Raw genomic sequence first — 25,751 nt, 5'->3', positions numbered from 1 at the left:
GGATGGCGTTTGCGGCGGGCGCTTCACGGCGCGACGCGCACGCTGAACGAAAGCTCGCGATGTACAGTGATAGCCCAATCGATCGATACAAACAACGACATGACGACTGGTTTCGCCCAACGCGTGATGGCCTGGACCTATGTCCTGAGCGGTGTGACGGCAAGCAACCCCCGACAGGCACCACGCGCGACGCCACCGGCTAGCGAACACGCCGATGCCGCCCATGCCACCGGCTCGCCGGGGCGCGCGCCGACGCTCTGGCTGGCCGTGAGCCTGTCGATGGGCAGCGCGATTGCGCTGGGGCTTGCGCGTTTTTCCTACGCATTGCTGTTGCCGCCGATGAAAAGCGACCTCGGCTGGAGCTTCGCGCAGGCGGGCGCGATGAATACCGCGAACGCGCTCGGCTATCTGCTCGGCGCGCTCGCGTTTCCACGTTTGTCGCGCCGCTGGTCGGCGGGGACGCTATTCGTCGGTGGATGCGTGGCGACAGCCCTGCTGATGGCCATCACGGGCGTGTTGTCGGATACCGGCGCGCTGCTCGTTCAGCGCGTCGCGACGGGCATCGCGAGCGCATTCATTTTCGTGAGCGGCGGCGTGCTGGCGGCGCGTCTCGCAACATCGCGTCCGCGCGATGCGGGCCTCGTGCTCGGCCTGTACTACGGCGGCACCGGATGGGGCATCGTGGCGTCGGCGCTGCTCGTTCCCGCGTCGCTCGGTTCCTTCGCGCTCGTGCATCGCACGCATGACTGGCAGATGGCGTGGTTTGCGCTCGCTGTGGCGTGCGTCGCGTTGTCGTTGATCGCGGCGCGTGCCGCGCGGCGCATCGACAGGCAGCACGTGATACACACGGGCACAGGCGACGCCACGGCGGCCGCGCCGCGCGCCACGCCGATGCTGCGCTATGCGTTCGCGCTCGCCGGCTATGGGCTGTTCGGGGTCGGCTATATCGGCTACATGACGTTCATCATCGCGCTGCTGCGCAACGGCGGCATGAGCGAAGGCGTCGTGACGGGGTTCTATCTGCTGCTCGGTGTTGCGACGATCGTGTCGGCGCGCATCTGGTCGAAGCTGCTCGACCGCATGCGCGGCGGCCAGGCGCTCGCGTTGCTCAATGCATTGCTCGCGCTGGCAACGCTGATGCCCGCGATCGTCGCGCATCCTGTCGTCGCGTTCGCGTCGGGTGTGCTGTTCGGCGCGACGTTCCTGTCGGCTGTCGCGTCGACGACGGCCTTCGTGCGCCACAATCTTCCCGCCGCGCATTGGGGCCGCGGCATCAGCGCGTTCACGATCGTGTTCGCGTTCGGACAGATCGTGGGGCCAACGGTGATCGGGTTGGTGTCCGATGGCGTGGGCCTGGAGCGCGGACTCATCTATTCGGCATGCCTGCTTGCTGCTGGCGCGGTACTTGCTGCATTGCAGACAAGCTTGCCGCAAACACCCATTCGGTGAACTGATCGTTTCGGCGAAAGCAATGCACAACGCACGACCGCATATTCGGTGCCAATCCAGGCGCCATTTGGGTCACACAGTTGCTGCGTTGCGGTCGCCAGCGCACAGATCGAGCGCGCAGCCGGGAGCAGGATGAAAACCGATGAAATACTCAGTCATCCAATTCGAATTTGACTGTTGCTATTTCGTCAAAACAACTAGAGAGACGCGAGATCAACGCCTAAAGTTAAAGTGCTTTCTCAAGTCTTTTGTGCGGTGCGGGGGTGCTTATGAAACGCAGGAACGCGCGACAACTGGTCCGGATGCTGACGGACATACGGCATGCGGCAGATTGCAGGGCGCTGCGCGCGGCTGCAACGCAACGGGCGATCGAGCTTGCTGCGCAAGAGGCGGAAGAGGAGCAGGAGAAGCCGGACACCACACGCGAAAGCACCCGCGACAAGACGACGTGGAGAACGTCATGAGAAACGCCACCGAACAGTCGCTGCGTTTTCTGGTCGAGAAATGGCTTGGGCCGGTTTCCGCGCCTGTACATGTCACGCAGTTCGGCCGCACCAAATGGGACCACACGCGCTACGTGCGTGTCGAAACGTCCGCGCCGGATGGTCTGCGCTCGTTGTTCTTCTTTCGTCACGACGACGGATGCTGGTGCGTTTTCCCGCCGACGTCGAATCGTCGTCGTCCCGTCGAAAGCTGGCGCCAGGTGGCGGCGCAGGCGGCCGCGTAGCATCGTCCGCGAAGGCTGGCCCATGTGAGCCCGAGCCAGCCCGTCGACCGCGTTTCAGGCCGGTTCCGCCGAGTCCGACGAGGCTTCGCGCCGCGCCGTCCACATCGGCATCACCTGACAGACGATCAATCCCGCCAGCATCAGCGCGCAGCCGAGCAGCGCGCGCGTCGCCAGCGTTTCGCCCAGCACGAGCCAGCCGGCAAGCGCGGCGAACACACCTTCCATGCTGAAAATCACGGCCGCGTGCGCGGGCGCCGCATCCTTTTGCGCGACGACCTGGATCGTGTACGCAACGCCGACTGAAAGCGCGCCGCCGTAAAGAATGGTCGGCGCGGCGCGGACGATGTCGGCGATGCGCAACGGATCGACGACAAGTCCCACCGCGAGGCTGACCACGCCGCACACGATGAACTGCACCAGCGCGAGCGCCAGCGGATCGTGACGGCGCGCAAAGCGGCTCACGAGCACGACCTGCGCTGAAATGACGATCGATCCCGCGAGTTGCAGCCAGTCGCCGTACAGGATTGAAAAATGTTCATCGACGCTCAGAAAATACATGCCGAGCGCGGCCAGCAGCGCGCCGAGCCATACGCCGATGCCCGTCTGATGACGCAGCACCACGCCGATCAGCGGCACGATCACGACATACAGCGAACTGATGAAGCCCGCGTTCGCTACCTTCGTGTATTGCAGGCCGATCTGCTGGCAGGAGATCGACACGGCGACGAGCAGGCCGAGCAGCGCGCCGTCGCGCCATAGCGTCGATGCGCGGGAAGGCACAAGAGAAGCGGGTGCGTCATCCGCGCCCGCCAGCTTGCGACGCCGCCGCACAACCGACCACACGATCAGGACAACGAACGCGCCCAGCAGAAAGCGCAGCCCCGTGAAGAGAAACGGACCGATCGAATCGAGGCTCAGGCGTTGCGCGACGAACGCGCTGCCCCAGATCATCGCGGCGACGAGCATTAGCAGATTCGCGCGCAGGTGTTGGCGGGTGGCGGTTTTCAAGCGGAAATTCCTGACAGGACAGATCGTTTCGCGCGGCAAGCTTGCAGAGTTGCGCATGGCGCATCGCGCGCCTTCTGCTCAGACGAAACGACGGTCATTGAATGGCAGCCGACATGATACCTGTATGGCCGTCGGCGAAGCGTCGAGGTGATGAAAGCAATCGGTAAGGAAGCTGTCTCCCGGAAAATACATATCGAAGCTTATGGGATGACAAACCGCCTACGCTGCGTGATACTCCCCGCGGGGAGCCGCCGGGCGCTGTGTGGCCCAGCAGGCTTCGCCATCATGCGGTTCCAATTCAACATTTGACTTACAGTCGTCAGGTTTGGGGATAACACACATGAAGAAGATCATCGCCTCGCTCGTCACCGCCTCGCTCGCGCTGGTGTCCGTTCAAGCTTTCGCACAGGCATCCGACGCAGCGCCGGCAGCAGCTAGCGCCGCGAAGCCGAAGCATGCTCACAAGCAACTGAAGACGCACGGCAAGCGCGCTGGTGTGTCGTCGGCAGCATCGGCTGCAGGCACGAACGACAAGGGCACGCAGAACTAAGCAGCCCGTTCGCGCAGCAAAAAGAAAGGCCGAAGCGATGCTTCGGCCTTTTGCTTTTGTGGCGCATTTAGGGCGCGTTTGCAGCCCATTCGACGCGCCTTTACCGCACTTTCGAGCCGCTCCCGCGCCATGAAGCGCGCAGCGCCGCTCAAACGCCCGCTGCGAGTCCGTTGACCAGCAGTTCGGCGATCAGTCCGTTCATGCCTTCGGGATGACTCGCGGCGCGCTCCTTCAACTGATCGACCAGCGAATCCGGCAGCTTGCACGCGAACGGCACGAGGCCTTTGGCCTGATCGAGCTTGCGCTGCTCGCGGCGGTCGAGTTGCGGCTGTAGCGACGACGCCTTGCCGAAGCGATCGGTGGAGAGCGATTGTTTCATCTCGTTGCCGAGTTTCAGCGCCTTGTTTTTCTCAAGGTCGAATTTCTTCATTGCCATGCGGAAAGGCCTCTAAACAGGTAAGCAATCCACCATTGTACGCATCGCGCGACGCGTGAATGCCGGACTCAAGCCGAATCGCCGCACGAGATGCCGCAGCTATTTCGCCGGCGCTTCCGCGTTCGTCACGCTGTCCATCAGCGCGCGCATGCGTCGCCAGTGCGTGCCTTCCCAAAAAACGCGCCGGCACACGTCGCAGGTCACGAACTGCGCATGCCGTTCGAGCACGCCTTCCGGCGCGCGCCCAATCACTTCGTCTTTCGGAATGCGCCGCAGCGGCGCGTTGCACGTGAGGCACAGGCGAAACGGCCGCGCGCTGCCCGCCAGATCGAGCCGGTCGAAAATTTCGCGTAGTTGCGCCTCGGGTTTCAGTGCGCGGACATAGCAGCCGTGTGTGATCGTGCGGCGTTTCAGCAGTTCGCGGTCGCGCGTCAGGACGATGCGGCTTTCATCGGATGCAATCGACTCGATATGCGAATCGGCGTAGTGGTTGTCGTAAAGTGTGTCGAAGCCGGCAAGCCGCAGCAGTTGCGCGAGTCCGCCGAGGTGCGCGTCGGCGACGAAGCGCACCACGCGCAGCGGGCGTTCGCGCACGCGCAGCAGCGGTTGAATGTCGAGCGCCTCGAATTTAGGGTAGACGGCCACGCGGTCGCCTTCCTGCAACGGGTGATCGAAGCCGACCGATTCGCCGTTCACGAGGATCAGCTCAACTTCCGTATGCGGGACGCCGAGCGCCTCGATCATGTGTTTCGCGCTGGCGGCGCGCGCACACTCGCAACTGAACGACTGCCGGCGCAGCGGCCGCGCCAGGAAGTCGTTCAATTCTTCGTAGAAGCGGAAGGTGGCCGTAACCATGACGCCAGTATGGCACCGCGCCTCACGCAGCGCCGATGGGCAATTACCTGCACGACGTGCGCGGCTATGCTCTACTTCGGGTTCTTGAACAGGAGTCATTGATGGACATCGGTTTTATCGGTCTCGGCGAAATGGGTGCCGCGATGGTCGCAAACATGCTGAAAGCTGGGCACAGCGTGCGCGTCTGGAACCGCTCGCCGGACAAGGCGCGGCCGCTCGTCGAACTGGGCGCGCAGATCGTCGGTTCACCCGCTGAGGCTTTCACTGGCGACGCCGTCTTCTCGATGCTCGCCGACGATGCCGCGTTGCGCGACGTCATCAGCGCGTCGCTGCTCGAGCACGCGCCGCGCGGACTGATTCACGTGAACATGGCGACGATCTCCGTCGCGCTGGCGGAAGAACTGGCGACGGCGCACGCCGGGCGCGGCCTGAACTACGTCGCGGCGCCCGTCATGGGCCGACCGGACGTCGCGGCGGCCGCCAAGCTGACCATCGTCGCCGCTGGGCCCGCCGAAGCGATCGACCGTGTTCAACCCGTGTTCGATTCGATCGGCCAGAAAACGTGGCGCATCGGCTCGCTGCCGCAGCAGGCAAACGTCGTGAAGCTGGCGGCGAACTTCATGCTGGCGTCGGCGGTTGAGTCGCTGGGCGAGGCGTCGGCCTTGCTCGGCGGTCACGGCGTCGCGATGCAGGATTTTCTCGATGTGATCACGAACAGCGTGTTCCCCGGTCCCGTGTATCAGGGCTACGGCAAGATGATCGCCGAACAGCGCTACGAGCCGGCGTTGTTCAAGGCGCGTCTCGGCCTGAAGGACGTGCGTCTCGCGCTCGCGGCTGCCGAGTCGGTGTCGACGCCGCTGCCGGTGGCGAGCGTGGTGCGCGACAGCCTGATCGAAGCCGTCGCGCACGGCGACGGCGAGAAGGATTTTGCCGTGCTGGGCCAGGTCGCATCACGCCGCGCAGGGCGTTGAGGGCGCGGGCGCTCGTCGTTGCTTGCGCTCATACGCGCAGGCCAGCGTTGCGAACTGCATGAGAGCGGGTGGGGCGAGCATAATGCTCGTTCCGCCCGTTTTTCATTTTCATCGAGCAATACGCATCATGATTCTGCATACCTGGTGGCTCTACGTGGCCACGATTTTCGTTGTCTGCGCGATTCCCGGCCCGAACATGCTGTTGATGATGACGCACGGCGCCCGTTACGGCATGCGTCAAACGACGGCCACGATGGCCGGCTGCCTGATGTCGCTGATGCTGATGCTGGCCGTTTCCGTCGCCGGCCTCGGCGTGCTGCTGAAAGCATGGCCGGCGACCTTCGACACGCTGCGCCTGCTCGGCGCGGCTTATCTGATCTGGCTCGGCGTGAAGGCGTGGCGCGCGCCCGCGAGCGAAGCCGCGGCGACACAAGCCGACGCTTCCGCTGGTGTCATGGGCGGCAAGCGCGCACCGTCGCGCGGTGCGTTGATGCGCAACGGTTTTCTGGTCGGCAGCAGCAACCCGAAGGCGATTCTGTTTTCGGCCGCGCTGTTGCCGCAATTCATCGACGCCTCGCGCCCGACGCTTCCGCAGTTCGCGGTGCTCGTCGCCACGACGGCGGTGATGGAAGTCAGCTGGTACATGGTCTACGCGGGCTGCGGCACGCGGATCGGCGCGAAGCTGAAAAGCAGCAGCGTCGCGAAGGCGTTCAACCGGTTGACGGGCGGCGTGTTCGTCGGCTTCGGCGCGATGATGGCGCTGGTGCGGCACTGAACGCCTGCCTTTCAGCGCACGCCGCGTCTCATGGCGCGGCGTGCGCTCCTTCGTCACTGACGGCCGGCTTGCGCGGCGCGATCGGTGAAACCGAACAGAAGCACGGCAACCGCGAACCCCAGCGCGACTGCGCACACGCCGCTCCATCCGGCCTTTGCCCACGCAACGCCTGACAGCGCGGCGCCAATTGCCCCGCCGACAAAGAAAATTCCCACAAAGAGCGCATTCAACCGGCCGCGTGCAGCGGGGTTGATGAGATTGATCGCGCGACGTCCGAGCGTTTGATCGGCGATGACGCCGGCGTCGAGCGCTGCCGCGCCGGCGACCAGCAGCGCGAGCGCTGCCACAGGATGCGCCGCCGGCGAGAATCCGCCCCAGCCAGCGCCCGCGACGCCCAGCACGAGGACGGCCGCGATCATCACAAGATGCGCGACGATCTGCGTCGCGCGGCCCGCGCCGCGATCGCCGAGATAACCGGCCAGCGGCGTGACGATCGCGCCCGTCGCGCCCGCCAGCGCGAACGCGGCGACGCCTTGCATGCCGAGCGAGAACGGCGGCTGCGCGAGCCGCAGTGCGATGGCCGTCCAGAATGCACTGAACGCGCCGAGCGCGAGGGCGGCCAGCGTAGCGCGCCGTTGCAGTACGGCTTCGGTACGCAGCAGCGTCCAGAGCGAGCGCAGCAGTTCAGAGTAGCGCGCGGTGGCGTGCGGCGCGTGGCTCGGCAACTGGACGTACAGCACGACGGCCAGCAAAGCGTCCGCGAACGCTTCGATGCCGTAGAAAGCGCGCCAGCCAAACGTTCCGGCGATCACGCTCGCAAGCGGACGTGAAAGAAGAATGCCGAGCATCAGTCCGCTCATCACGTTGCCGACGGCGCGTCCGCGTCGGTTTTCGGGCGCCATCGACGCCGCCATCGGCACGAGCATCTGGATCACGCTCGACGTCGCGCCCGCCATGAACACCGACGCCAGAAACATCCAGCCGGAGCGCGCGAACGACGAAAGCGCGAGAAACGCGGCACAACAGACAAGCGTCCGGAAAATGAGCCGGCGATTTTCGAGCAGATCGCACAACGGCACGAGCAGCAGCAAACCCGCTGCGTACCCGAGTTGCGGCAGCATCGCGATCAGGCCGGCCAGTTCGGGCGGCAGATCCAGCGCGCGGCTGACCGGCCCCGTCAACGGCTGCGCTGCCGTCAGATTGACGACGATCACCCCGACGGCCGCGGCAAAGAAAAGCGTCAACGGCGTGCTCAACGTGGCGCCGGGCGGCGCGGCGGACTGTGGCTGCGGCGGGGATGTGGCGGCGAGGCTGCGCGGACAGGTGTCGGCGGGCTGGTTCATGGTTCGGTCCGGAAGGTTTCGATCCGGCCCATCGTAGGGATGCCGACGTTATGCGACAATTGAATTATCTCGATAATGTTTATGCGAGGTTGTTTTGAACACGCGTGACTTGCAGGCTTTTGTAGCGGTGGTCGAAAGCGGATCGATGGTGCGGGCATCCGAGAAGCTGTTCTTGACGCAGCCGGGTCTCACGCGCCGTGTGCAGAACCTCGAAACGATGCTCGGCATCGAATTGCTCGACCGGCAGAGCAAGCCGCTGAAGCCGACGGCAGCGGGCAACGAGGTGTACGGCCTCGCGCGCACGGTGCTGCGCGCCGTCGACGATCTGATGTCTGTTGCGTCGCCGGACAGCGAGCCGACAGGCGAATTCAAGATCGGCGTGCCGCCGTTTCTTTCCGAACTGGCGCTGGAGCAACCCATCGACCGATTGCGCAGCGCCTTCCCGAACCTGACGCTGCGCGTGACGGCGGGCTGGTCGCCGGGTCTGTTGCAGATCGTCGAGCAGGCGAAAGTGGATGCCGCCGTCGTGCTGCTGCCGGAAAGCGTGCCGTTGCCGGAAGGGCTGACGTCGACGCTCCTTGCCTACAAGCCGACCGTGGTCGTCGCGCCACGTTCGTTCGGCATAGCCGACGAGCCGGCGACGCTCGCGAGCTTGTCAGGCTATCCGTGGGTGTTGAATCAGGACGGCTGTGGGATGCGCTCCGCGCTAAGTCGCGCGATGGCGGCTGCGGGATTGCCATTCAACGTCGCCGTCGAGGCGTTCGGCTCGGAACTGCAACTGTCGCTGGTGACGCGTGGGCTGGGCGTAGGTCTTGCGACGCCGGAAGTGCTCGCGCGCAGTCCGCACCGCGAGGCGCTGCAGGTCATCGACGTGCAGGACTTCCGGAATGGCCTGAACGTGTGGCTCGTGCATGGCGCGCTGCCCGGACGCCTCGTGCGTCCCGTCGAGTTGATGCGCGACGCGCTGGTCGAAAAGCTGGAAAAGGATGCGGCTTGTCTGGCGCTGGCTCATTCTGTCGGATGATGCAGAGCACAAAAATAGTTCCGAAAGGATTCGTGCGACGTTTTGTCACCCTTTGGTAACGTAGAACTAGCGCTCTAACGCATCATGTTGCAACGCACCAAGTGATTTGCTATAGTTCGTCTTGTCTCCTCCATGTCTCCTCTGATATGGATTCAGCCCGCCACCTTGGCGGGCTTTTTTTTGCCTTGCTTTTGCCCATCCGCCGCGCGCTCAGAATTTGTACGACAGCGCGAGGTACGTGATGATCGGATCGGCCTTCAATTCGGCCTTCGACACAGCCAGTTCGGTGCCGTCCGCGGCCTTGATGATCGTGGACGAAGTCGTCTTCAGCGGAATGTAGGTAACGGACGCAGTGACGCCCCAACGGTCGGTGATGTTGTAGATCGCGCCCACATTGAAGACCGGTTGCCACGACGACGACGCCTTCGCCTCCACCGTCGTCTTCCCCGTCTTGCCTGCGCCCGCGGCCAGAATCGCGCCGAGGTTGTTCTGGGTCTGTGTGACGAAATTCTCATTCAGCTGGATGTCGCTGAACCAGTTGTACGACACGCCGATGCCGACAAACGGCCGGAATTTCGACGTCGACTGGCCAAAGTAATACTGGAAAATCAGCGCCGGGCTCCATTGCCGCACGCTCTTGACGATCGGGTTGACGGCCGGGTCGCCGATATCCTGCTTGCCGAGCGCGCCCGCCGGGCCGGGCGGCTGGATCGTGCCGTGGCCGTACAGCTCGAACTTCGGCGGCACGCCCGCCACCGACGTCACCGCGAAATGGTCCGTGACGAAGTGCGAAAACACGAGGCCGAGCGTATTGGCGCTGTTCGTCGACAGGCTCGTACCGGCCGACGTGAACGAGTTCGGCAGACGCAGCGGCGTGTTGATCGGCACGGGTGCGACGTGCGTCGTGAGCGGCGTGCTCGAATCCTGCGGCATCACGTGAAACCAGCCGAGCGAGACAAGGTTGTCACCCGCCTTTTGCGCATAGGCATTCGGCATCGCGAGTGTGGCCAAGGCAGCCGCGCATACAGCGGCGAATGCATTGGGCATTGCCGCGTCCAAGAGCTTTCTCATTCTGTTCCTCCTGAGCGGGCGGCCTGCCTCGCGCGCGACGGCGTTATCGGTGCCGTCTGCTGCGCTTCCCGGTTGCCCGCTTCCCTGCGCGCGGGCAGGGAAGCGGCCGGGCGGCGGTCGCCTCGTTGCGTTCTATGCGGTGGACGTCGCGCCCATTACTGGACGAAGGCGCCGATCGTGAAGTACGGCGACGACGCGTTCGACAAGTCCAGGAAGCCGAACACGCCGCCCGTGAAAATGAACTTGCCGGTCGGCGCGCTGCCCGCCGCCGCGCTCGTGTACGTCGATGTCACGACGCCGGGCACGGTCTGCGTGAAGTCGAGATTCAGCGCCTTGGTCAGCGACACCTGCGACGGGTTGAACGGATCGAGCAGCGTCGCCTGCGTGCCGACCAGCGCGTTGGTGCGGTAGTTGAACTCGCTGTCGACGCCGATGTACTCACCGTTCTGCGAGTTGACGGCGATGTTGGACTGCGGCGCGAGGATCGAGATACCCGATTCATCATCGGCGACCGGGCCGCTGATGCCGTTCTGCGGGTTCGGCGTGAGTGTCGAGTTCGCGACGCCCGTGCGGACGAGGATCGGCACGTTCTGGTTGCGCAGCTTGCCGACGATCATGAAGCCCTTGCCGACGGGCGACGTCGCGAGCGTCGGCTTGCCTTGGCCCTGGAAGTTGTCTGTCTCGAATGCGCCGCTGCCATTCGACGATTGCGTCCAGTTCGTGCCCGGTTGCTGACACTTGCCGGCATTGACACCAGCGTTGTCGCACTCGGTCCAGGTGCCGTCGGCGTTGATCGTGATCTTCGTATCGACGACAGTCGGCGCGAAGTTTTGCGACGGAATCTGGTGATAGCCGAGCTGGTTGTACGTGCCGACGATGTTCGCCAGATTCGTCTCGATCGTTGAAAAGCCGATGAACGGGTAGTACGGGAATTTCGTGTCGGGGACCGCGCCTTGCCCGAGAATGCCGCCGAACGAAATTTCGGCGCCCGGAATCGTGCCGCCCGCCACGCCTTCGCCGACAAAAATGCGCGCCGGCCGGTTCGGGTCGAGGCTCGCGCCGTTCAGACGGAACGCGCACTGGTTTAGCTTATTGGTGGGAAGCAGCGTTTCCTGTGTCAGCGTGCCCGATGCCGTCTGGCCCTTGCGCGTCGGCGCGACCGTGCCCGTCGTGGCGGGAATCGGCGACTCGATGTAGGCGACCTGCCAGGTCATCTTCGTCGTATCGAGTTGCAGCTTGACGAGTTCGCCGTCGCCGCCACCGCCCGTGAAAGTCGTGCCGTAGTCGAGCGACGCGGGGCACAGGCGCGCTTCCACCGGCGGCGGGCCTTCGCTGCCCGAGCCGCCGCACGCGCCGAGCGATGGCGCTGCAAGGGCCAGCGCCGAAAGGATCTTCCAGTTCATCGTGCCTCCAGTCTTGTTATGGGCGGCCAGCTCCCAGTCCAGCCGCCTCTAGGTCTTGTTCATCTAGCGATGCTGCTTCTGCCCGTGTTGCCTCCTGCCATGCACGGCCCTTTCTGTTGATTCGGGTGAGGCTTATTTGCTGATCTGCGCGCCGACGCTGAAGTACGGCGAACTGGCGGTGTCGGAATTGGCCGAGCTCGGCGTGAGGCCGCCGTTTTCGGTGCCGTTGATGAAGATCGCGTAGAGGCCGCCGCCCGCGATTGCGAAGCCCGTGTTGCCCTGCTTGTCGGTGACGTTGACGAGGCCCGGATTGCCAGCGCCGTATCCGAGGCCGAAACCGCTTTCGGCCGCCTGCGTGGACGGATTGATGAAGGTGCCGACGCCGCCCTGGATCAGCGACGCCGTGTACTTGAAGTTCGAGTCCGCGCCGACATAGCCGCCGTCGAAGCCGCCCGACGCGAGCGAAGTGGCGCTTTCGAGCAGCGCGATGCCGGATTCGTCGTCGACTTCGGCGTCGAGTGGAATCGCGCCGGTGCCCGTAAACACGTGCCCCGTTCTGACGACGACGGGGACGGTCGCGCCGTTCAGCTGACCGAGGATCATGTGGGCTGACGAGCTGCCCTTCGCTCCCAGCAGCGGCAGCACCAACTGGCTTTCGATGCGTGGCGCATTGGTGCTGTCGAAGTAGCCGTTCGCGTTGAGCGTCGGCGCGTCACCCATCGACAGGCAGTGCGTCGGGCTTGCGTTGCCATTCGCGGGCGGGGTGTTCGTCGCGGACGAGCAGGCGCCGTTGGCGTCGAACGTTTCCGATGTCTGGGCGGCAGCCGCCGCGTAATTGCCCGACGGAACGATGTGATAGAGCAGCCCGTTGTAGTTGCCGGCGAGCTTCGAGAGGTCCGTCGTCGTGCTTGCGAAGCCGAGGAACGGATAGAAGTCGAAATGTCTTGGTGTGACGGCGCCGACGTTCTGGAACGTGAGAATCGTCTTGCCTGCGTACGCGACGTCGGCGCCCGGAATGCCACCGCCTGCCACGCCCTTGCCGACGAAGACGATCGGCGGATTGGTGGTCGAAAAGGGCGTCGTATAGGTTGCGCCCGTCGAAGGCGCGGTGCCGGACGCGGGCGTCAGCATGAACGCGCAGCGCGTCTGCTCGGCGTTGGGCAGCATGCCCGCCGGCGGGTGCATGACGGCGCCCGTGACGGTGGTGCCTGCGCGCGTATTGTCGACCTGGCCCGCCGATACCGGGATCGGTGATTCGAGAAACTTCAGCGTGTACGTCTTCTTCACGGCGTCGATGTTCAACGACACCACTTCGCCGCTGCCTGCGCCGCCCAGATAGGTGCTCGCGCCGATGTCGGCGTCGGCGGGGCAGAGCGTGCCCGCGGTGGCCGTCGACGCAGGCGGCCCTTGCACGCCGCAGCTCGATCCCGAGCACTGGTTCGCGTTGATCGCGCCGGGATCACCCGCATTTCCTCCCCCGCAGGCGAACAAAAACGGCACGCTGGCAATGGCACATGCCAGCCATTTTGAGTTGGCGTACATGCTGCTGTCTCCCTGATTCGTGTAATTTGCGAGCTAATTTCGCCGCGCGATTTAGGGCTGTCAATTGAACGAACCGTCTAAAAAACCCGATTCAAACAGCGCATTTATCGCGGAGAGTCGCATGGCGCTTCGAAGCGCGCCTTTTAAAACAAAACAGTTTTTTTGCATCAGACGGATTTGTCGTGTCGCCGCTGAGCCTTTATCGGCGGGCGACTCCGAAAAGCGCATCTATCATCTTCGAACGCTCGTTCGTAAAAAAATCCGGAATATCCCTATGCGGTAATAGATGCCCAAGAGGATAAAAGAATGAGCAGTAAATACCTGCTATAAGGACTGCTGGAGATAGTGAGAAAATCGAAAGGTATTAATCCGCGTTTGAATGAGGTGTTTTAAATCACGGATTAGCAAGCGTAAAAAGAAAAAGCCGGCGTTTGAATGCCGGCTTTGTGACGCGCAGGACGGCGGGCGCCGTCCGCTAGCGAAGTGTCAGCGCTTGAGGCCTGTGGCCTCGTCTGTGCCGATCGCGAGATTCATGCACTGGATCGCCGCGCCCGATGCGCCCTTGCCCAGGTTGTCGAGCCGCGCGACCGTCACGAAGCGCTCTTCGTTGCCGAACACGAACAGGTCGACGCGATTCGTGTCGTTGTTCGCCTGGACGTCGAAGAAGCCGCTGTCGAGGTTGTCGTCCGCATTGAACGGCGCGACGCGCACGAACTGCTCGCCGCTGTAGTACTCGGCGAACAGCGCCTGCACGTCTTGCGGTGTGGTCGGTTTGGACAACTGGCCCGGCGTGAAGTACGTCGTCACGGCCAGACCCTTGTAGAAGTTGCCGACGATCGGCGTGAAAACAGGCGCGCTCTTCAGGCCCGTGTGAGCGGCCATTTCCGGCAGATGCTTGTGCGTGAGACCGAGCGCGTAAGGACGCGGGCTGTCGAGCTTCGCGTTGCCGCCCGCTTCGTAGTCCGCGATCATTTTCTTGCCGCCGCCGCTGTAGCCGGTGATCGAGTAGCTGTGCGCAGCGAAATCCGCCGACACGACGCCCGCTTCAACGAGCGGACGCATGGCCAGCACGAACGCCGACGCGTGGCAGCCCGGCACAGCAATGCGCTTCGCCGTGCGCAGGCGCTCGCGCTGTGCGCGGGCCAGCTCGGGCAGGCCGTACGCCCAGTCGGCGCTGGTGCGAAACGCGGTGCTCGCGTCGATCAGCACGGTGCGGTCGTTCTCGACCAGCGACGCCGATTCGCGTGACGCAACGTCCGGCAGACACAGGAAGGTGACGTCCGAAGCGTTGATGAGACGACGGCGCTCGTCGATATCCTTACGCTTCGCTTCTTCGATGCGGAGGATTTCAACGTCTGCGCGCTGCGACAGGTACTCAAAAATCTTCAGGCCGGTCGTGCCTTCCTGTCCGTCGACAAAAACTTTCGTGCTCATCTCGATCTCGCTGGCTGATAAAAACGGCGGGAAAACGCGGCGCTGGCTGCGCCGGAACGATATTTTAAGACCGTGAGGCGGCGCGTGCGCGAAATTGGCCGAAAAACACGTTGCGCCGCAACAGTGACAGCGGCATGACAAGCTGCGTTTCCGCGCGCCCCCGGCGCGTTCACGTCGGCTGTCCCGCCTTCCAGCGCGCCGTCACGGCCGCGATGCGCGCGCCGAACACCTTTGCCGTGTCGAGGTCGCCGGGCGGAGGCGCTTCGTCAGGCGTGGCGTCCGCAGGCGACTGCGAGAGCAGGCCCGCGAATCCGCCGATGAAATTCAGGTCGTTGCGCGTCGCCGCCTTCGTGTTGGCGGGCATCATGCCCATGCCTGCCCAGATCATGCCGTGCTGCATCGCGAGGGTGATGAAATACTGGATCGTCGAGAACTTGTCGCCGTTCATCGAACCCGAGTTCGTGAAGCCCGCCGCCACCTTGTCCTTCCACTTTTGCGTGAACCACGGTTTCGAACTTGCGTCGGCGAACTTCTTGAAGTCGGCGGACGGGCCGCCCATGTAGGTGGGCGCGCCGAAGATGATGGCGTCGGCCGTGTCCAGCTCGGCCCAGGCCGCGTCGTCCAGCTCACCGACCGCGATCATCCTTGCATCGGCGCCACCATCGAGCGTGCCCGCTAGCACGGCTTCCGCAAGCTTCTTCGTATGGCCATACCCGCTGTGATAAACGATGATGATTTTTGACATAGACAGCTCCCTTGTTGCAAATCACGATTCGATTCCGAATGGGCGGAGTTGAGCCTCGCTCATTCTGTCACCGTGCCTGGGTTGTTCGAGACGCGGTGAGACAACTGCGGCATCGCTCTTATCGCTGATGCGAAAGACTAGCGGCCGTAGGTGACGGTCATGCGTGCGTAGCCGAGCGTTGCCGTGCTGATCTCGTGGTCGAACATCAGCGACGGCCTTCCTTGCGCGAGCCTGAGGTTCGACGTGTTTAGCGCGTACACGGTGATCACATAGCGATGCGGCTTGCCGGGCGGCGGGCAGGGCCCGCCATAGCCGTCGATGTCGAAGTCGTTGCGCGCCTCGACGGCGCCGAGATTCTTAAGAAAGCCGGACGTGCTCGCGTTTTCCGGCAGCCGGTCGACGTTGGCAGGAATGCCGACGACGGCCCAATGCCACCAGCCGCGTCCGGGCGAATCGGGGTCGAACATGGTGACTGCGAAGCTGCGCGTGCCGTCGGGCGGGTTGTGCCAGTTCAGCTGGGGCGAGCGGTTAAGGCCTTTGCAGTCGCCGCGGTCGAACACCTGCGCGTTGTCGACCGTGCCGCCTGTGCGAAGGTTGGCGCTCGTCACGGTGAACGCGGTGTCGGCAGAGGCCGCGCTCGCATGAAGTGCGAATAAAAAAACGATGAGCGTAGCAACGCGCGATCGCGCGAAAAACAGAAACGGCAGCAACGAACGGCACGAACGAGACGACGGGGGCGGAACGACCGGGCAACGCAAGTGCATGTGCCGAATCTCCTGTCAGGCTCGTAAAGAAACGTCCTTACGAGGGATTGTTGTCCTTTTTTGTGCCCAAGGGACAAATCGAGTCTAACATTACATCTTATGAGGCCATTTGTGCTTTGTGAGGGGCCAGTACGGCGCGAAATCGGCTATAGTCGCTGCAATCGTCTGCGGTTGTTCACAAGCAGACAAGTCCTAGAAATTTAGAACTAAGAACGGTTGCATGACTGAAGTTTCGGAGCGTGGATTGTCAGCTGAAGGAGGGGCCATGCAAGATCCCATCAGGGTCGTGGTCGCCGATGACCATCCAGTCATTCTGTTTGGTGCCGAACAGGCGTTGCTCAAGTTTCAGGGCATTCGCGTGGTCGCGCGCGCCAAGCAGTCCACTGAGCTGGTGAAGATATTGCAGACCACGCCTTGCGACGTACTGGTCACGGACCTCGCAATGCCTGGTGGGCAATATGGCGATGGCTTACCGTTGATCGGCTATCTTCGTCGGAATTTTCCTGACCTGCCTATAGTCGTCCTGACGATGCTCGAAAACGCCGCGCTGTTGAAGCGGCTGAACGAGCTCGGTGTGACCTCGGTCGTCAACAAATCAGATGACCTAAGCCATATCGGTCTTGCGGTGCAACACGTCAGCCGGCATATCGAGTACATGAGCCCGTCGGTGAAGGCATCGCTCGATACATTACGCATGAACGCAGGCGGCAAGAGCGACGAGGTGATTCTGTCGAAACGCGAACTGGAAGTCGTACGGCTCTTCGTTTCGGGCATGACCATCAAGGAAATTTCCGAGCAACTGAACCGCAGCATTAAGACGATCAGCACGCAAAAGAACACCGCAATGCGCAAGCTCGGACTCGAAAGGGATTCCGAACTATTTCAGTATGCGCAGAGCAATGGCTTGATGAATCTGTCGTCGTATGCGCCGGGTGAGTTGGATACCGGCAGCCCTCCGCAGGGAAGTTCTTAAGCGCTACCTCGGAAGCTGGCTGTCGGATTCTCAAGCCGGGAAAGCGGATCAAATAAAAACGCCGCCTGTCGTAAGACAGGCGGCGTTTTCGTATGCTCGCTGAATCAGGCTGCTCGCTTATTGCGGTGCCGCCGTCGCGCCACCGTGAGCCGCCGACCACTCGGCAGGCGCGTGCAGGAATTTCTCAACTTCGTCGAGCGTCTTCGTTTCGAAGTAGCCCTGTTGCTTCGCGACGCGCAGCACATCCCACCACGTAGCAAGCGCGTGCAGATCGACGTCGATATCCTTCAGCACCGACACGCTTTCCTTGAAGATGTTGTAGTGGAACAGCACGAAGCAGTGATTCACCTGCGCGCCCGCCGTGCGCAGCGCGTTGATGAAGTTGATCTTGCTGCGGCTGTCGGTGGTCAGATCTTCGACCAGCAGCACGCGCTGACCTTCCGTCAACAGACCTTCGATCTGCGCATTGCGGCCGAAACCCTTCGGCTTCTTGCGCACGTATTGCATCGGCACCATCAGGCGGTCCGACAGCCAGGCGGCGAACGGAATGCCCGCCGTTTCACCGCCGGCGACGGCGTCGATCTGCTCGTAGCCGACGTCGCGCAGAATCGTCGCTTCTGCCATTTCCATCAGGCCGCGGCGCACGCGCGGATACGAAATCAACTTGCGGCAGTCGATATATACCGGGCTCGCCCAGCCGGAAGTGAAGATGTACGGTTTTTCCGCGTTGAAATGCACTGCCTGGACTTCCAGCAGCATTTTGGCGGTCGTGTCGGAGATCGTCTGGCGATCGAAGCCTGTCATGGGCGAATCCTTCGGTGTGGTGAGCTTGGAGGGCGGGCGCGGGGCCCTGTGGCGCAGCAGGCGTAACGTTTCGCGCCTGGTGGGCGAAACATGCCGGACGAGTTGAGAAACAGGCCGGTTTGCTGCGCGCGTAGCCCGATATTTTACCCGATTCGGATTGTTCCCAGGGCGGAAGGCGGCAAAAGCGGGTAGGCGCGGCAGCCGGACGTGCGTTTCGCCTATGCATTCTGGCCAGGTTGTGACGCCAATCTGGCGCCTTTACACTCACGGCAAATTTTCACAGACGGCCTTCGGATGGCCTTCTGCTCACGTCTGCTGCAAGGTTGCCACCCATGAACATCGCCCCTCCTACGACCCAGGCCGCGCAGGACGTCCGTCCCGGCTATGCGGCCCGCGCGCTGATCGCGTCGGTGCTTGGCTACGCGATGGACGGCTTCGACCTGCTGATCCTCGGCTTCATGCTGCCCGTCATCGCTGCCGACCTGCACCTTTCATCGACGCAAGCCGGGTCGCTGGTGACGTGGACGTTGGTCGACGCAGTCGCGGGCGGCGTGATTTTCGGCGTCTTGAGCGATTACTTCGGCCGCGTGCGCATGCTCACGTGGACGATTCTCATCTTCGCTGTATTCACCGGCCTGTGCGCGCTCGCGCAAGGCTACGGCGATCTGCTCGCGTACCGGACGATCGCGGGCATCGGGCTGGGCGGCGAGTTCGGCATCGGCATGACGCTCGTTGCGGAGGCTTGGCCGGCGGCACAGCGGGCGCGCGTGTCGTCGTATGTCGGGCTTGGCTGGCAGCTGGGTGTGCTGGCGGCGGCGCTGCTTACGCCTTTGCTGCTGCCCGTGATCGGTTGGCGCGGGATGTTCGCGCTCGGGCTGCTTCCGGCCGTCGTATCGTTCTTCGTGCGGCGGCGCGTCGAGGAACCGGCGCTTTTCACCGAGCGCGTCGCGCGCGGCATGCGCAAGGCACCGATGAAACTGCTCGTCGCCGACGCCCGCACGACCCGCGCAAGCCTGGGCGTCACGATTCTCTGCTCGGTGCAAAACTTCGGCTATTACGGCCTGATGATCTGGCTACCCACTTATCTGTCGAAAACCTTCGGCTACTCGCTGACCCGCTCCGGCCTATGGACGGCCGTCACGGTGCTCGGCATGGCTGCCGGCATCTGGCTGTTCGGCGTCGCGGCTGACCGCTTCGGCCGCAAGCCCGCGTTCCTGTTCTATCAGGCGGGCGCCGTGGTGATGGTGTTCGTCTACTCGCAACTGAGCACGCCGTTCGCGCTGCTGATTGGCGGCGCGGTGATGGGTATGTTCGTGAACGGGATGATTGGCGGCTATGGCGCGTTGATCTCCGAGCTGTATCCGACCGACGCCCGCGCCACCGCGCAGAACGTGTTGTTCAACATCGGCCGCGCGGTTGGCGGGTTCGGGCCGGTTGCCGTCGGCGCGCTGGCCGCGCGATTTTCGTTCGCGGCGGCGCTCGGCGCGCTCGCTTCAATCTATCTCCTCGATATTCTCGCGACGCTCTTTCTGATCCCGGAACGCCGCGGCGCAATGCTCGATTGAGGCCTTGCCGCCATGCGGCGGCGGGCGGGATGGAAGTGTTTCCATGCGGCGCTGCAGCAAGCACTGGCGCGGCTGCGGCTTATCCATCCGGTACAAAACCTACTCTGAACCGTCGCATCCGGGGTGTACACTGGTCGGCCCGAAAAAGCTCAGCGTCGTTTGCTTTCCGCTGAGGTTTGACGCCGCGCCTAACCGGCGCACGCGAGAATCGCCGCCGTCGAGCAACCCGTCGACATTGGCCAGCGCAGCACGTGACATTGAGCCGGGCCCAATTATCAACGTCTCGCAGGTTAGAAAATGGACGAACAACTGAAGCAAAGCGCTCTCGCATATCACCAGAACCCGAAACCTGGCAAGATTTCGGTCACCCCGACCAAGCCGCTTTCGAACCAGCTGGATCTGTCACTGGCGTATTCGCCGGGTGTCGCAGCCGCGTGCATGGCCATCTTCGACGAGCCCCTCGACGCGCAGAAGTACACGTCGCGCGGCAACCTCGTCGGCGTGATCACGAATGGCACGGCCGTGCTGGGTCTCGGCAACATCGGGCCGCTCGCCGCGAAGCCGGTGATGGAAGGCAAGGGCTGTCTCTTCAAGAAGTTCGCCGGCATCGACGTGTTCGATATCGAGCTGAGCGAGTCCGATCCCGACAAACTCGTCGACGCGATCGCGATGCTGGAGCCGACGCTCGGCGGCATCAACCTCGAAGACATCAAGGCGCCCGAATGCTTCTACATCGAGAAGAAGCTGCGCGAGCGCATGAAGATTCCCGTTTTCCACGACGACCAGCACGGCACGGCGATCATCGCGTCGGCGGCGATTCTCAACGGCCTGAAAGTGGTCGGCAAGAAGCTCGAAGAGGTCACGCTGGTGTGCTCGGGTGCGGGCGCGGCGGCAATCGCCTGTCTGGACCTGCTCGTGAATCTGGGACTGTCGAAGAAGAACGTGCTCGTCGTCGATTCGAAGGGCGTGATCTACGAAGGCCGCGGCAACCTGGACCCGTCGAAGGAACGCTACGCGGCGAACACCGAAGCGCGCACGCTGGCTGACGCGATCAAGGGCGCGGACGTGTTCCTCGGCTGCTCGAGCGCGGGCGTGCTGAAGCCGGAAATGGTCAAGGAGATGGGCACGCAGCCGCTGATCCTCGCGCTCGCGAACCCGGAGCCGGAAATCCGCCCCGAAGAAGCGAAGAAGGTACGGCCGGACTGCATCGTCGCGACGGGCCGTTCGGACTATCCGAACCAGGTCAACAACGTGCTGTGCTTCCCGTTCATCTTCCGTGGTGCGCTGGATGTTGGCGCAACGACGATCACGGAAGAAATGAAGCTTGCGTGCGTGCGCGCGATCGCCGAACTCGCGGAAGAAACCGATCAGGGCGATGAAGTCGCGAAGGCGTACGAAGGTCACTCGCTCGAATTCGGCCCCGACTACCTGATTCCGAAGCCGTTCGATCCGCGTCTGATCATCAAGATCGCGCCCGCCGTTGCGCAGGCCGCGATGGATTCGGGCGTCGCGACGCGTCCGATTCAGGACATGGACGCGTACCGTGAGCAGCTCGGCGCGACCGTCTACCGCACGGGCATGGTGATGCGCCCGGTGTTTGCGGCAGCGAAGGCGCAACCGGCGCGCATCGTGTTCGCGGAAGGCGAGGACGAACGCGTGCTGCGCGCTGCGCAATTCGTGTTGCTCGAAAAGATCGCGAAGCCGATTCTGGTCGGCCGCCCGAGCGTGATCGAGATGCGTCTGAAGAAGATGGGCTCGAAGCTCAAGTGCGGCGAAGATGTCGAGATCGTCAATCCGGAAGACGATCCGCGTTATCAGAAGAGCTGGCAGGCGTATCACGAGATCGGCGCACGCGAAGGCGTCACGCCAGAAGTCGCGAAGGCCGCGATGCGCAAGTTCAACACGCTGATCGGCGCGATTCTCGTGCATCTCGGCGACGCGGACGGCATGATCTGCGGTCTGATCGACACGTATCACGAACATCTGAAGTTCGTCGAGCAGGTGCTGGGCAAGGCGGCGCATGTCGACAACTTCGCCGCGATGAACCTGCTGATGCTGCCGGGCCGCAACCTCTTCATCAGCGACACCTACGTGAACGAAGTGCCGACAGCCGAACAGCTCGCCGACATGACGATCCTCGCTGCGCGCGAGATCGAGAAGTTCGGCATCGCGCCGAAGGTCGCGCTGCTGTCGAACTCGAACTTCGGCAGCGTCCCGTCGTCGTCTTCGGCACGCATGGCGGCTGCGCGCAAGCTGATCGCAGAACGCGCGCCGCATCTCGAAGTGGACGGCGAAATGCACGGCGACGCCGCGCTGTCGGAAGCGGTGCGCAAGGCCGCGTTCCCCGGCACGACGCTGACGGGCGAAGCGAACCTGCTGATCATGCCGAACGTCGAAGCGGCGAACATCACGTACAACCTGCTGAAGATGATCGGCGGCGAAGGCGTGACGGTCGGTCCGTTCCTGCTCGGCGCGGCCAAGCCGGTGCACATCCTGACGCCGGCAGCGACGGTGCGCCGGATCATCAACATGACGGCCGTCGCATCGGCGAATGCCAACGTGGAACGCAACGTCGCGAAGTAAGCTTCGTTCGTTGATGAGATAAAAAAGGGCACCGCGAGGTGCCCTTTGTACTTCGGGAGTGACAGAAGGTCAGGCGACGTGCCGCTCAACCCCACCCATCGGCGCGCGCCACTTCGCGAGCAGCGACGCCCACTTCGCCCGCACGCCCTTCAGGTTGTTCTCCTTGACGTGGCCATAACCGCGAATCCCATCCGGCAGATTCGCCAGCTCGACGGCCAGCGCGCGCTTCTCCGCCGTTAGCCCGCCGACCAGTTCATGCACCAGCGTCTCATACTCGACGATTAGCGCCCGTTCAGTGCGACGCTCTTCCGTCTTGCCGAACACATCGAGCGCCGTGCCGCGCAGGAACTTCATCTTCGCGAGCACGTGCATCGCGTTGAGCATCCACGGACCGTACTGCTTCTTCACCAGATGCCCATGTGCGTCCTTCTTCGACGTGGCCGGCGGCGCGAGGTGGAACTTAAGCTTCCAGTCGCCCTCGAAATTCGCCTTCAGCTTCTCGACGAACGCCGGGTCCGAATAGAGACGCGCCACTTCGTACTCGTCCTTGTACGCCATCAGCTTGTGCAGGTTCTTCGCGACGGCTTCCGTCAACGGCATTTGACCGTCGAAGGTGTCGAGCTTCGTTTCTGCGGCGCGCACCGTTTCGATCAGCTTGCGGTAACGCGTCGCGTACGCTTCGTTCTGGTACGCAGCGAGATACTGCGCGCGCTTGTCGATCAGCGTATCGAGCGCCTTCGGCGTATGCAGCGAAACGATCTTGCTGCTCGCGGCATTCGCCGTGTTGCCATCATCGATACGATCTTGCATCTGCGCGAGCTTGCGCACGGCGGCCAGATCGTGAGCCGCGCGACGGCCCCATTCGAACGCCGCGAGATTCTTCTCGACCTGCACTGCGTTCAGCTCGATCGCGCGAACCAGCGACTCATGCGTGAGCGGCAGCCAACCCTTCTGCCATGCGTAGCCGAGCACGAACGGGTTCGTGTAGATCGCGTCGCCGAGCAGTGCAACCGCGAAGTGATTCGCGTCGACGGCGGCGACTTGCTCGTCGCCCGCTGCCGCGCGCACGTCCGCATCCGCGTTCGCGCCGGGGAAGCGCCAGTTCGGGTTCTTGATGAACTCCGCGGTCGGCGTCGGCGCGCTGTTCAGCACGACGTGTGTTTGACCGGCCTGCATCCGCGACACGCATTCGTCGCTGGCCGTCACGAGCGAGTCGCAGCCGATCACCAGGCTCGCTTCACCCATCGCGATACGCGTCGCGTGGATGTCGGCGGGCTGGTTCGCGATCTGCACGTGGCTCATCACGGCGCCGCCCTTTTGTGCGAGGCCTGTTACGTCGAGCACGGTGACACCCTTGCTTTCGAGGTGCGCAGCCATGCCGAGCAGCGCGCCGATCGTCACGACACCCGTGCCGCCGACGCCCGTCACCAGCACGCCATACGGCTTCGCGATGGCGGGGACTTCGGGATCGGGAACCGGCGGCATCGCGTCGCCCGCGACACCCGACGCCTGCGGCTTGCGCAATTGCCCGCCTTCGACCGTCACGAAGCTCGGGCAGAAGCCCTTCAGACACGAGTAGTCCTTGTTGCAGGTCGACTGGTTGATCTGCCGCTTCGTGCCGTACTCGGTTTCGAGCGGCTCGACGGACAGGCAGTTCGACTGCACCGAGCAATCGCCGCAGCCTTCGCAGACCGCCTCGTTGATGACGACTCGCTTCGCCGGGTCCGGATACGCGCCGCGTTTCCGACGGCGGCGCTTCTCGGTCGCACAGGTCTGGTCGTAGATCAGGATCGTCGTGCCTTCGATCTCGCGCAGTTCGCGCTGCACGTCGTCGAGCTGGTCGCGATGGTGAATCGTGATGCCGGGCGCAAGACCGACGTTCGCGTTGTACTTCTCCGGCTCGTCGGTGACGATCACGATCTTCTTCGCGCCTTCGGCGGCGAGCTGATGGGTGATCTGCGGCACCGTCAGCACGCCGTCGACGGGCTGGCCGCCCGTCATCGCGACAGCGTCGTTGTAGAGAATCTTGTACGTGATGTTCGCCTTCGACGCGATCGCCGCGCGAATCGCGAGCAGGCCCGAATGGAAGTACGTGCCGTCACCGAGATTGGCGAACACGTGCTTGTCGTTGGTGAACGGCGCCTGGCCGACCCACGCGACGCCTTCGCCGCCCATCTGGCTGAACGTGCTGGTGCTGCGGTCCATCCACACGGTCATGTAGTGGCAGCCGATGCCCGCCATCGCGCGCGAGCCTTCCGGCACATTCGTCGACGTGTTGTGCGGACAGCCGGAGCAGAACCACGGCTTGCGCTCCGCCTGAACGCGCGGGCGCGCGAGCGCCTTTTCCTTCGCTTCGATCACTGCGATGCGCGTGGCGATGCGCGCGCGCACGTCGGACGGCAGGTCGAACTTGTCGAGCCGCGTTGCAATCGCCTTCGCGATCAGCGCGGGTGAGAGTTCATAGTGCGCGGGCAGCAGCCAGTTGCCCATCGGGACCGACCATTCGCCGCCTGCGCCGTCCTTCTCGTCGAACTTGCCGAACACGCGCGGACGCTGCGCGTCGGGCCAGTTGTACAGTTCTTCCTTGATCGCGTATTCGAGAATCTGGCGCTTTTCTTCGACCACCAGAATCTCTTCGAGGCCGCGCGCGAAGGCATGCGCGCCTTGCGCTTCGAGCGGCCACACGCAGCCGACCTTGTACAGCCGGATGCCGATGCGCGAGCACGTTTCGTCGTCGAGGCCGAGATCGGTCAGCGCCTGGCGCACATCGAGATACGCCTTGCCGCCCGTCATGATGCCGAAGCGCGCATGTGGCGAATCGATCTCGATGCGATCGAGCTTGTTGGCGCGCACATAGGCCAGCGCGGCGTACCACTTGTAGTCGAGCAGACGCGCTTCCTGCACGAGCGGCGGATCGGGCCAGCGAATGTTGAGACCGCCTTCGGGCATCGCGAAGTCGGTGGGCAGAATGATTTGCGTGCGATGCGGATCGATGTCGACGGAAGCCGATGATTCGACCACGTCGGTCACGCACTTCATCGCGACCCACAGGCCGGAGTAACGGCTCATCGCCCAGCCGTGCAGGCCGAAGTCGAGATATTCCTGCACGTTCGACGGAAACAGCACTGGCAGGCCGCATGCCTTGAACAGATGCTCGGACTGGTGCGCGAGCGTCGACGACTTGGCGGCGTGATCGTCGCCGGCGAGCACGAGGACGCCGCCATGTGGCGACGAGCCGGCCGAGTTGCCGTGCTTGAACACGTCGCCCGAACGGTCGACGCCGGGACCCTTGCCGTACCACATTGAGAACACGCCGTCGTATTTGGCGCTTGGGTAGAGATTGACCTGCTGCGAGCCCCACACGGCGGTGGCGGCGAGGTCTTCGTTGACGCCTGGCTGGAACACGACCTGGTGCGCGGCGAGATGCTTCTTCGCCTTCCACAGCGACAGGTCGAGACCGCCGAGCGGCGATCCGCGATAGCCCGAGATGAACCCGGCTGTATTGAGCCCGGCGGCCTGGTCGCGTTCCTGTTGCAGCATCGGCAGGCGGACCAATGCCTGGATGCCGCTCATGTACGCGCGGCCGCGTTCAAGCGTGTATTTGTCGTCGAGCGTGACGGAAGTCAGCGCGGCTTCGAGCGAGGCTCGCTGACCGGCGTCTAGCGGGGCATTCATTATGTGTACTCCTCCACCCAGTTTGGGATCACCAAAATCTGCTTGGCCTCGGCA

General features: G+C 63.4%; 22 protein-coding genes. 10 read left to right on the top strand and 12 right to left on the bottom strand.

The window, feature by feature from the left end; all coding sequences use genetic code 11:
- Positions 1-126 precede the first annotated feature (126 nt).
- From C2L65_RS14980 to C2L65_RS14970, 3 genes are all read left to right on the top strand, one after another.
- Positions 127-1,449, top strand: a complete 1,323-nt coding sequence (locus C2L65_RS14980; RefSeq protein WP_052426972.1) for a YbfB/YjiJ family MFS transporter — start codon at positions 127-129, stop codon at positions 1,447-1,449.
- 269 nt (positions 1,450-1,718) lie between these two features.
- Positions 1,719-1,913 (top strand): hypothetical protein, encoded by a 195-nt coding sequence (locus C2L65_RS14975; protein ID WP_042314097.1) that lies wholly within the window; start codon positions 1,719-1,721, stop codon positions 1,911-1,913.
- Positions 1,910-2,176 (top strand): hypothetical protein, encoded by a 267-nt coding sequence (locus C2L65_RS14970; protein WP_042314100.1) that lies wholly within the window; start codon positions 1,910-1,912, stop codon positions 2,174-2,176. Before C2L65_RS14975 ends, C2L65_RS14970 begins: the two co-directional genes overlap by 4 nt.
- Positions 2,177-2,230: 54 nt before the next feature.
- Here the strand turns inward: C2L65_RS14970 and C2L65_RS14965 are convergent, their stop codons facing one another.
- Positions 2,231-3,184, bottom strand: coding sequence for a DMT family transporter (locus tag C2L65_RS14965; RefSeq protein WP_042314155.1), 954 nt, complete (start codon positions 3,182-3,184; stop codon positions 2,231-2,233).
- Positions 3,185-3,524: 340 nt separating this feature from the next.
- Between C2L65_RS14965 and C2L65_RS14960 the strand changes: the two genes are divergently transcribed.
- Positions 3,525-3,734, top strand: coding sequence for a hypothetical protein (locus C2L65_RS14960; RefSeq protein ID WP_009769951.1), 210 nt, complete (start codon positions 3,525-3,527; stop codon positions 3,732-3,734).
- Between the two features lie 148 nt (positions 3,735-3,882).
- On the opposite strand, the gene C2L65_RS14955 is transcribed toward C2L65_RS14960, so the two are convergent.
- Together C2L65_RS14955 and C2L65_RS14950 are read right to left on the bottom strand one after the other, a co-directional pair.
- Positions 3,883-4,170 carry a hypothetical protein gene (locus C2L65_RS14955; RefSeq protein ID WP_042314103.1) on the bottom strand — a complete coding sequence of 96 codons (288 nt, stop codon included), beginning with the start codon at positions 4,168-4,170 and terminating at the stop codon, positions 3,883-3,885.
- Between the two features lie 99 nt (positions 4,171-4,269).
- On the bottom strand, positions 4,270-5,025 hold the full coding sequence (locus C2L65_RS14950; RefSeq protein ID WP_042314105.1) for a Mut7-C RNAse domain-containing protein: 756 nt from the start codon (positions 5,023-5,025) through the stop codon (positions 4,270-4,272).
- Between the two features lie 101 nt (positions 5,026-5,126).
- On the opposite strand from C2L65_RS14950, the gene C2L65_RS14945 reads away from it, so the two are divergent.
- Positions 5,127-5,996 (top strand): NAD(P)-dependent oxidoreductase, encoded by an 870-nt coding sequence (locus C2L65_RS14945; RefSeq protein WP_042314106.1) that lies wholly within the window; start codon positions 5,127-5,129, stop codon positions 5,994-5,996.
- A 127-nt stretch (positions 5,997-6,123) separates the two neighbouring features.
- Positions 6,124-6,771 carry a LysE family translocator gene (locus C2L65_RS14940; protein WP_042314107.1) on the top strand — a complete coding sequence of 216 codons (648 nt, stop codon included), beginning with the start codon at positions 6,124-6,126 and terminating at the stop codon, positions 6,769-6,771.
- A gap of 53 nt (positions 6,772-6,824) precedes the next feature.
- On the opposite strand, the gene C2L65_RS14935 is transcribed toward C2L65_RS14940, so the two are convergent.
- Complete coding sequence (locus C2L65_RS14935; protein WP_042314108.1) at positions 6,825-8,114, bottom strand: MFS transporter; 1,290 nt, start codon at positions 8,112-8,114, stop codon at positions 6,825-6,827.
- Between the two features lie 94 nt (positions 8,115-8,208).
- On the opposite strand from C2L65_RS14935, the gene C2L65_RS14930 reads away from it, so the two are divergent.
- The gene (locus C2L65_RS14930; protein WP_042314110.1) at positions 8,209-9,138 is read left to right on the top strand and encodes a LysR family transcriptional regulator; all 930 of its coding nucleotides are present in this window, start codon (positions 8,209-8,211) and stop codon (positions 9,136-9,138) included.
- 210 nt (positions 9,139-9,348) lie between these two features.
- On the opposite strand, the gene C2L65_RS14925 is transcribed toward C2L65_RS14930, so the two are convergent.
- From C2L65_RS14925 to C2L65_RS14900, 6 genes are all read right to left on the bottom strand, one after another.
- A complete protein-coding gene (locus tag C2L65_RS14925) occupies positions 9,349-10,209 on the bottom strand; it encodes an OmpW/AlkL family protein (RefSeq protein ID WP_042314111.1) in 861 nt (286 codons plus the stop codon).
- A gap of 155 nt (positions 10,210-10,364) precedes the next feature.
- A complete protein-coding gene (locus C2L65_RS14920; RefSeq protein WP_042314114.1) occupies positions 10,365-11,612 on the bottom strand; it encodes a DUF2957 domain-containing protein in 1,248 nt (415 codons plus the stop codon).
- 132 nt (positions 11,613-11,744) lie between these two features.
- The gene (locus C2L65_RS14915; RefSeq protein ID WP_042314116.1) at positions 11,745-13,154 is read right to left on the bottom strand and encodes a DUF2957 domain-containing protein; all 1,410 of its coding nucleotides are present in this window, start codon (positions 13,152-13,154) and stop codon (positions 11,745-11,747) included.
- A 486-nt stretch (positions 13,155-13,640) separates the two neighbouring features.
- A complete protein-coding gene (gene argC, locus C2L65_RS14910) occupies positions 13,641-14,588 on the bottom strand; it encodes an N-acetyl-gamma-glutamyl-phosphate reductase (protein ID WP_042314117.1) in 948 nt (315 codons plus the stop codon).
- Between the two features lie 169 nt (positions 14,589-14,757).
- A complete protein-coding gene (locus C2L65_RS14905) occupies positions 14,758-15,333 on the bottom strand; it encodes a flavodoxin family protein (RefSeq protein WP_042314120.1) in 576 nt (191 codons plus the stop codon).
- A 137-nt stretch (positions 15,334-15,470) separates the two neighbouring features.
- Complete coding sequence (locus C2L65_RS14900) at positions 15,471-16,097, bottom strand: YbhB/YbcL family Raf kinase inhibitor-like protein (RefSeq protein WP_042314121.1); 627 nt, start codon at positions 16,095-16,097, stop codon at positions 15,471-15,473.
- A gap of 265 nt (positions 16,098-16,362) precedes the next feature.
- On the opposite strand from C2L65_RS14900, the gene C2L65_RS14895 reads away from it, so the two are divergent.
- Positions 16,363-17,070 carry a response regulator gene (locus C2L65_RS14895; RefSeq protein WP_042314124.1) on the top strand — a complete coding sequence of 236 codons (708 nt, stop codon included), beginning with the start codon at positions 16,363-16,365 and terminating at the stop codon, positions 17,068-17,070.
- Between the two features lie 117 nt (positions 17,071-17,187).
- On the opposite strand, the gene C2L65_RS14890 is transcribed toward C2L65_RS14895, so the two are convergent.
- On the bottom strand, positions 17,188-17,874 hold the full coding sequence (locus C2L65_RS14890) for an orotate phosphoribosyltransferase (protein ID WP_035991642.1): 687 nt from the start codon (positions 17,872-17,874) through the stop codon (positions 17,188-17,190).
- A 332-nt stretch (positions 17,875-18,206) separates the two neighbouring features.
- Here C2L65_RS14890 and C2L65_RS14885 point away from each other — a divergent pair, with 332 nt between their 5' ends.
- Both C2L65_RS14885 and C2L65_RS14880 read left to right on the top strand, forming a co-directional pair.
- Positions 18,207-19,439, top strand: a complete 1,233-nt coding sequence (locus C2L65_RS14885) for an MFS transporter (protein WP_042314126.1) — start codon at positions 18,207-18,209, stop codon at positions 19,437-19,439.
- Positions 19,440-19,736: 297 nt separating this feature from the next.
- On the top strand, positions 19,737-22,022 hold the full coding sequence (locus C2L65_RS14880) for an NADP-dependent malic enzyme (RefSeq protein ID WP_042314129.1): 2,286 nt from the start codon (positions 19,737-19,739) through the stop codon (positions 22,020-22,022).
- 69 nt (positions 22,023-22,091) lie between these two features.
- On the opposite strand, the gene C2L65_RS14875 is transcribed toward C2L65_RS14880, so the two are convergent.
- On the bottom strand, positions 22,092-25,697 hold the full coding sequence (locus tag C2L65_RS14875; protein ID WP_042314131.1) for an indolepyruvate ferredoxin oxidoreductase family protein: 3,606 nt from the start codon (positions 25,695-25,697) through the stop codon (positions 22,092-22,094).
- Positions 25,698-25,751 lie beyond the last annotated feature (54 nt).

Source organism: Paraburkholderia terrae, assembly GCF_002902925.1.
Classification (GTDB): Bacteria; Pseudomonadota; Gammaproteobacteria; order Burkholderiales; family Burkholderiaceae; genus Paraburkholderia; species Paraburkholderia terrae.
The sequence above is the reverse complement of the archived record's forward strand: the minus strand, read 5'-3'. Positions and strand labels throughout refer to the sequence as shown.

Excerpts from the sequence above, each read along its gene's own strand:
- C2L65_RS14880 (WP_042314129.1), top strand. The coding sequence starts at position 19,737 with ATGGACGAACAACTGAAGCAAAGCGCTCTCGCATATCACCAGAACCCG.
- C2L65_RS14915 (WP_042314116.1), bottom strand. The coding sequence starts at position 13,154 with ATGTACGCCAACTCAAAATGGCTGGCATGTGCCATTGCCAGCGTGCCG.
- C2L65_RS14945 (WP_042314106.1), top strand. The coding sequence starts at position 5,127 with ATGGACATCGGTTTTATCGGTCTCGGCGAAATGGGTGCCGCGATGGTC.
- C2L65_RS14885 (WP_042314126.1), top strand. The coding sequence starts at position 18,207 with ATGAACATCGCCCCTCCTACGACCCAGGCCGCGCAGGACGTCCGTCCC.
- argC (WP_042314117.1), bottom strand. The coding sequence starts at position 14,588 with ATGAGCACGAAAGTTTTTGTCGACGGACAGGAAGGCACGACCGGCCTG.
- C2L65_RS14905 (WP_042314120.1), bottom strand. The coding sequence starts at position 15,333 with ATGTCAAAAATCATCATCGTTTATCACAGCGGGTATGGCCATACGAAG.
- C2L65_RS14900 (WP_042314121.1), bottom strand. The coding sequence starts at position 16,097 with ATGCACTTGCGTTGCCCGGTCGTTCCGCCCCCGTCGTCTCGTTCGTGC.
- C2L65_RS14955 (WP_042314103.1), bottom strand. The coding sequence starts at position 4,170 with ATGGCAATGAAGAAATTCGACCTTGAGAAAAACAAGGCGCTGAAACTC.
- C2L65_RS14970 (WP_042314100.1), top strand. The coding sequence starts at position 1,910 with ATGAGAAACGCCACCGAACAGTCGCTGCGTTTTCTGGTCGAGAAATGG.
- C2L65_RS14890 (WP_035991642.1), bottom strand. The coding sequence starts at position 17,874 with ATGACAGGCTTCGATCGCCAGACGATCTCCGACACGACCGCCAAAATG.
- C2L65_RS14920 (WP_042314114.1), bottom strand. The coding sequence starts at position 11,612 with ATGAACTGGAAGATCCTTTCGGCGCTGGCCCTTGCAGCGCCATCGCTC.
- C2L65_RS14895 (WP_042314124.1), top strand. The coding sequence starts at position 16,363 with ATGCAAGATCCCATCAGGGTCGTGGTCGCCGATGACCATCCAGTCATT.
- C2L65_RS14975 (WP_042314097.1), top strand. The coding sequence starts at position 1,719 with ATGAAACGCAGGAACGCGCGACAACTGGTCCGGATGCTGACGGACATA.
- C2L65_RS14925 (WP_042314111.1), bottom strand. The coding sequence starts at position 10,209 with ATGAGAAAGCTCTTGGACGCGGCAATGCCCAATGCATTCGCCGCTGTA.
- C2L65_RS14980 (WP_052426972.1), top strand. The coding sequence starts at position 127 with ATGGCCTGGACCTATGTCCTGAGCGGTGTGACGGCAAGCAACCCCCGA.
- C2L65_RS14960 (WP_009769951.1), top strand. The coding sequence starts at position 3,525 with ATGAAGAAGATCATCGCCTCGCTCGTCACCGCCTCGCTCGCGCTGGTG.
- C2L65_RS14935 (WP_042314108.1), bottom strand. The coding sequence starts at position 8,114 with ATGAACCAGCCCGCCGACACCTGTCCGCGCAGCCTCGCCGCCACATCC.
- C2L65_RS14940 (WP_042314107.1), top strand. The coding sequence starts at position 6,124 with ATGATTCTGCATACCTGGTGGCTCTACGTGGCCACGATTTTCGTTGTC.
- C2L65_RS14950 (WP_042314105.1), bottom strand. The coding sequence starts at position 5,025 with ATGGTTACGGCCACCTTCCGCTTCTACGAAGAATTGAACGACTTCCTG.
- C2L65_RS14875 (WP_042314131.1), bottom strand. The coding sequence starts at position 25,697 with ATGAATGCCCCGCTAGACGCCGGTCAGCGAGCCTCGCTCGAAGCCGCG.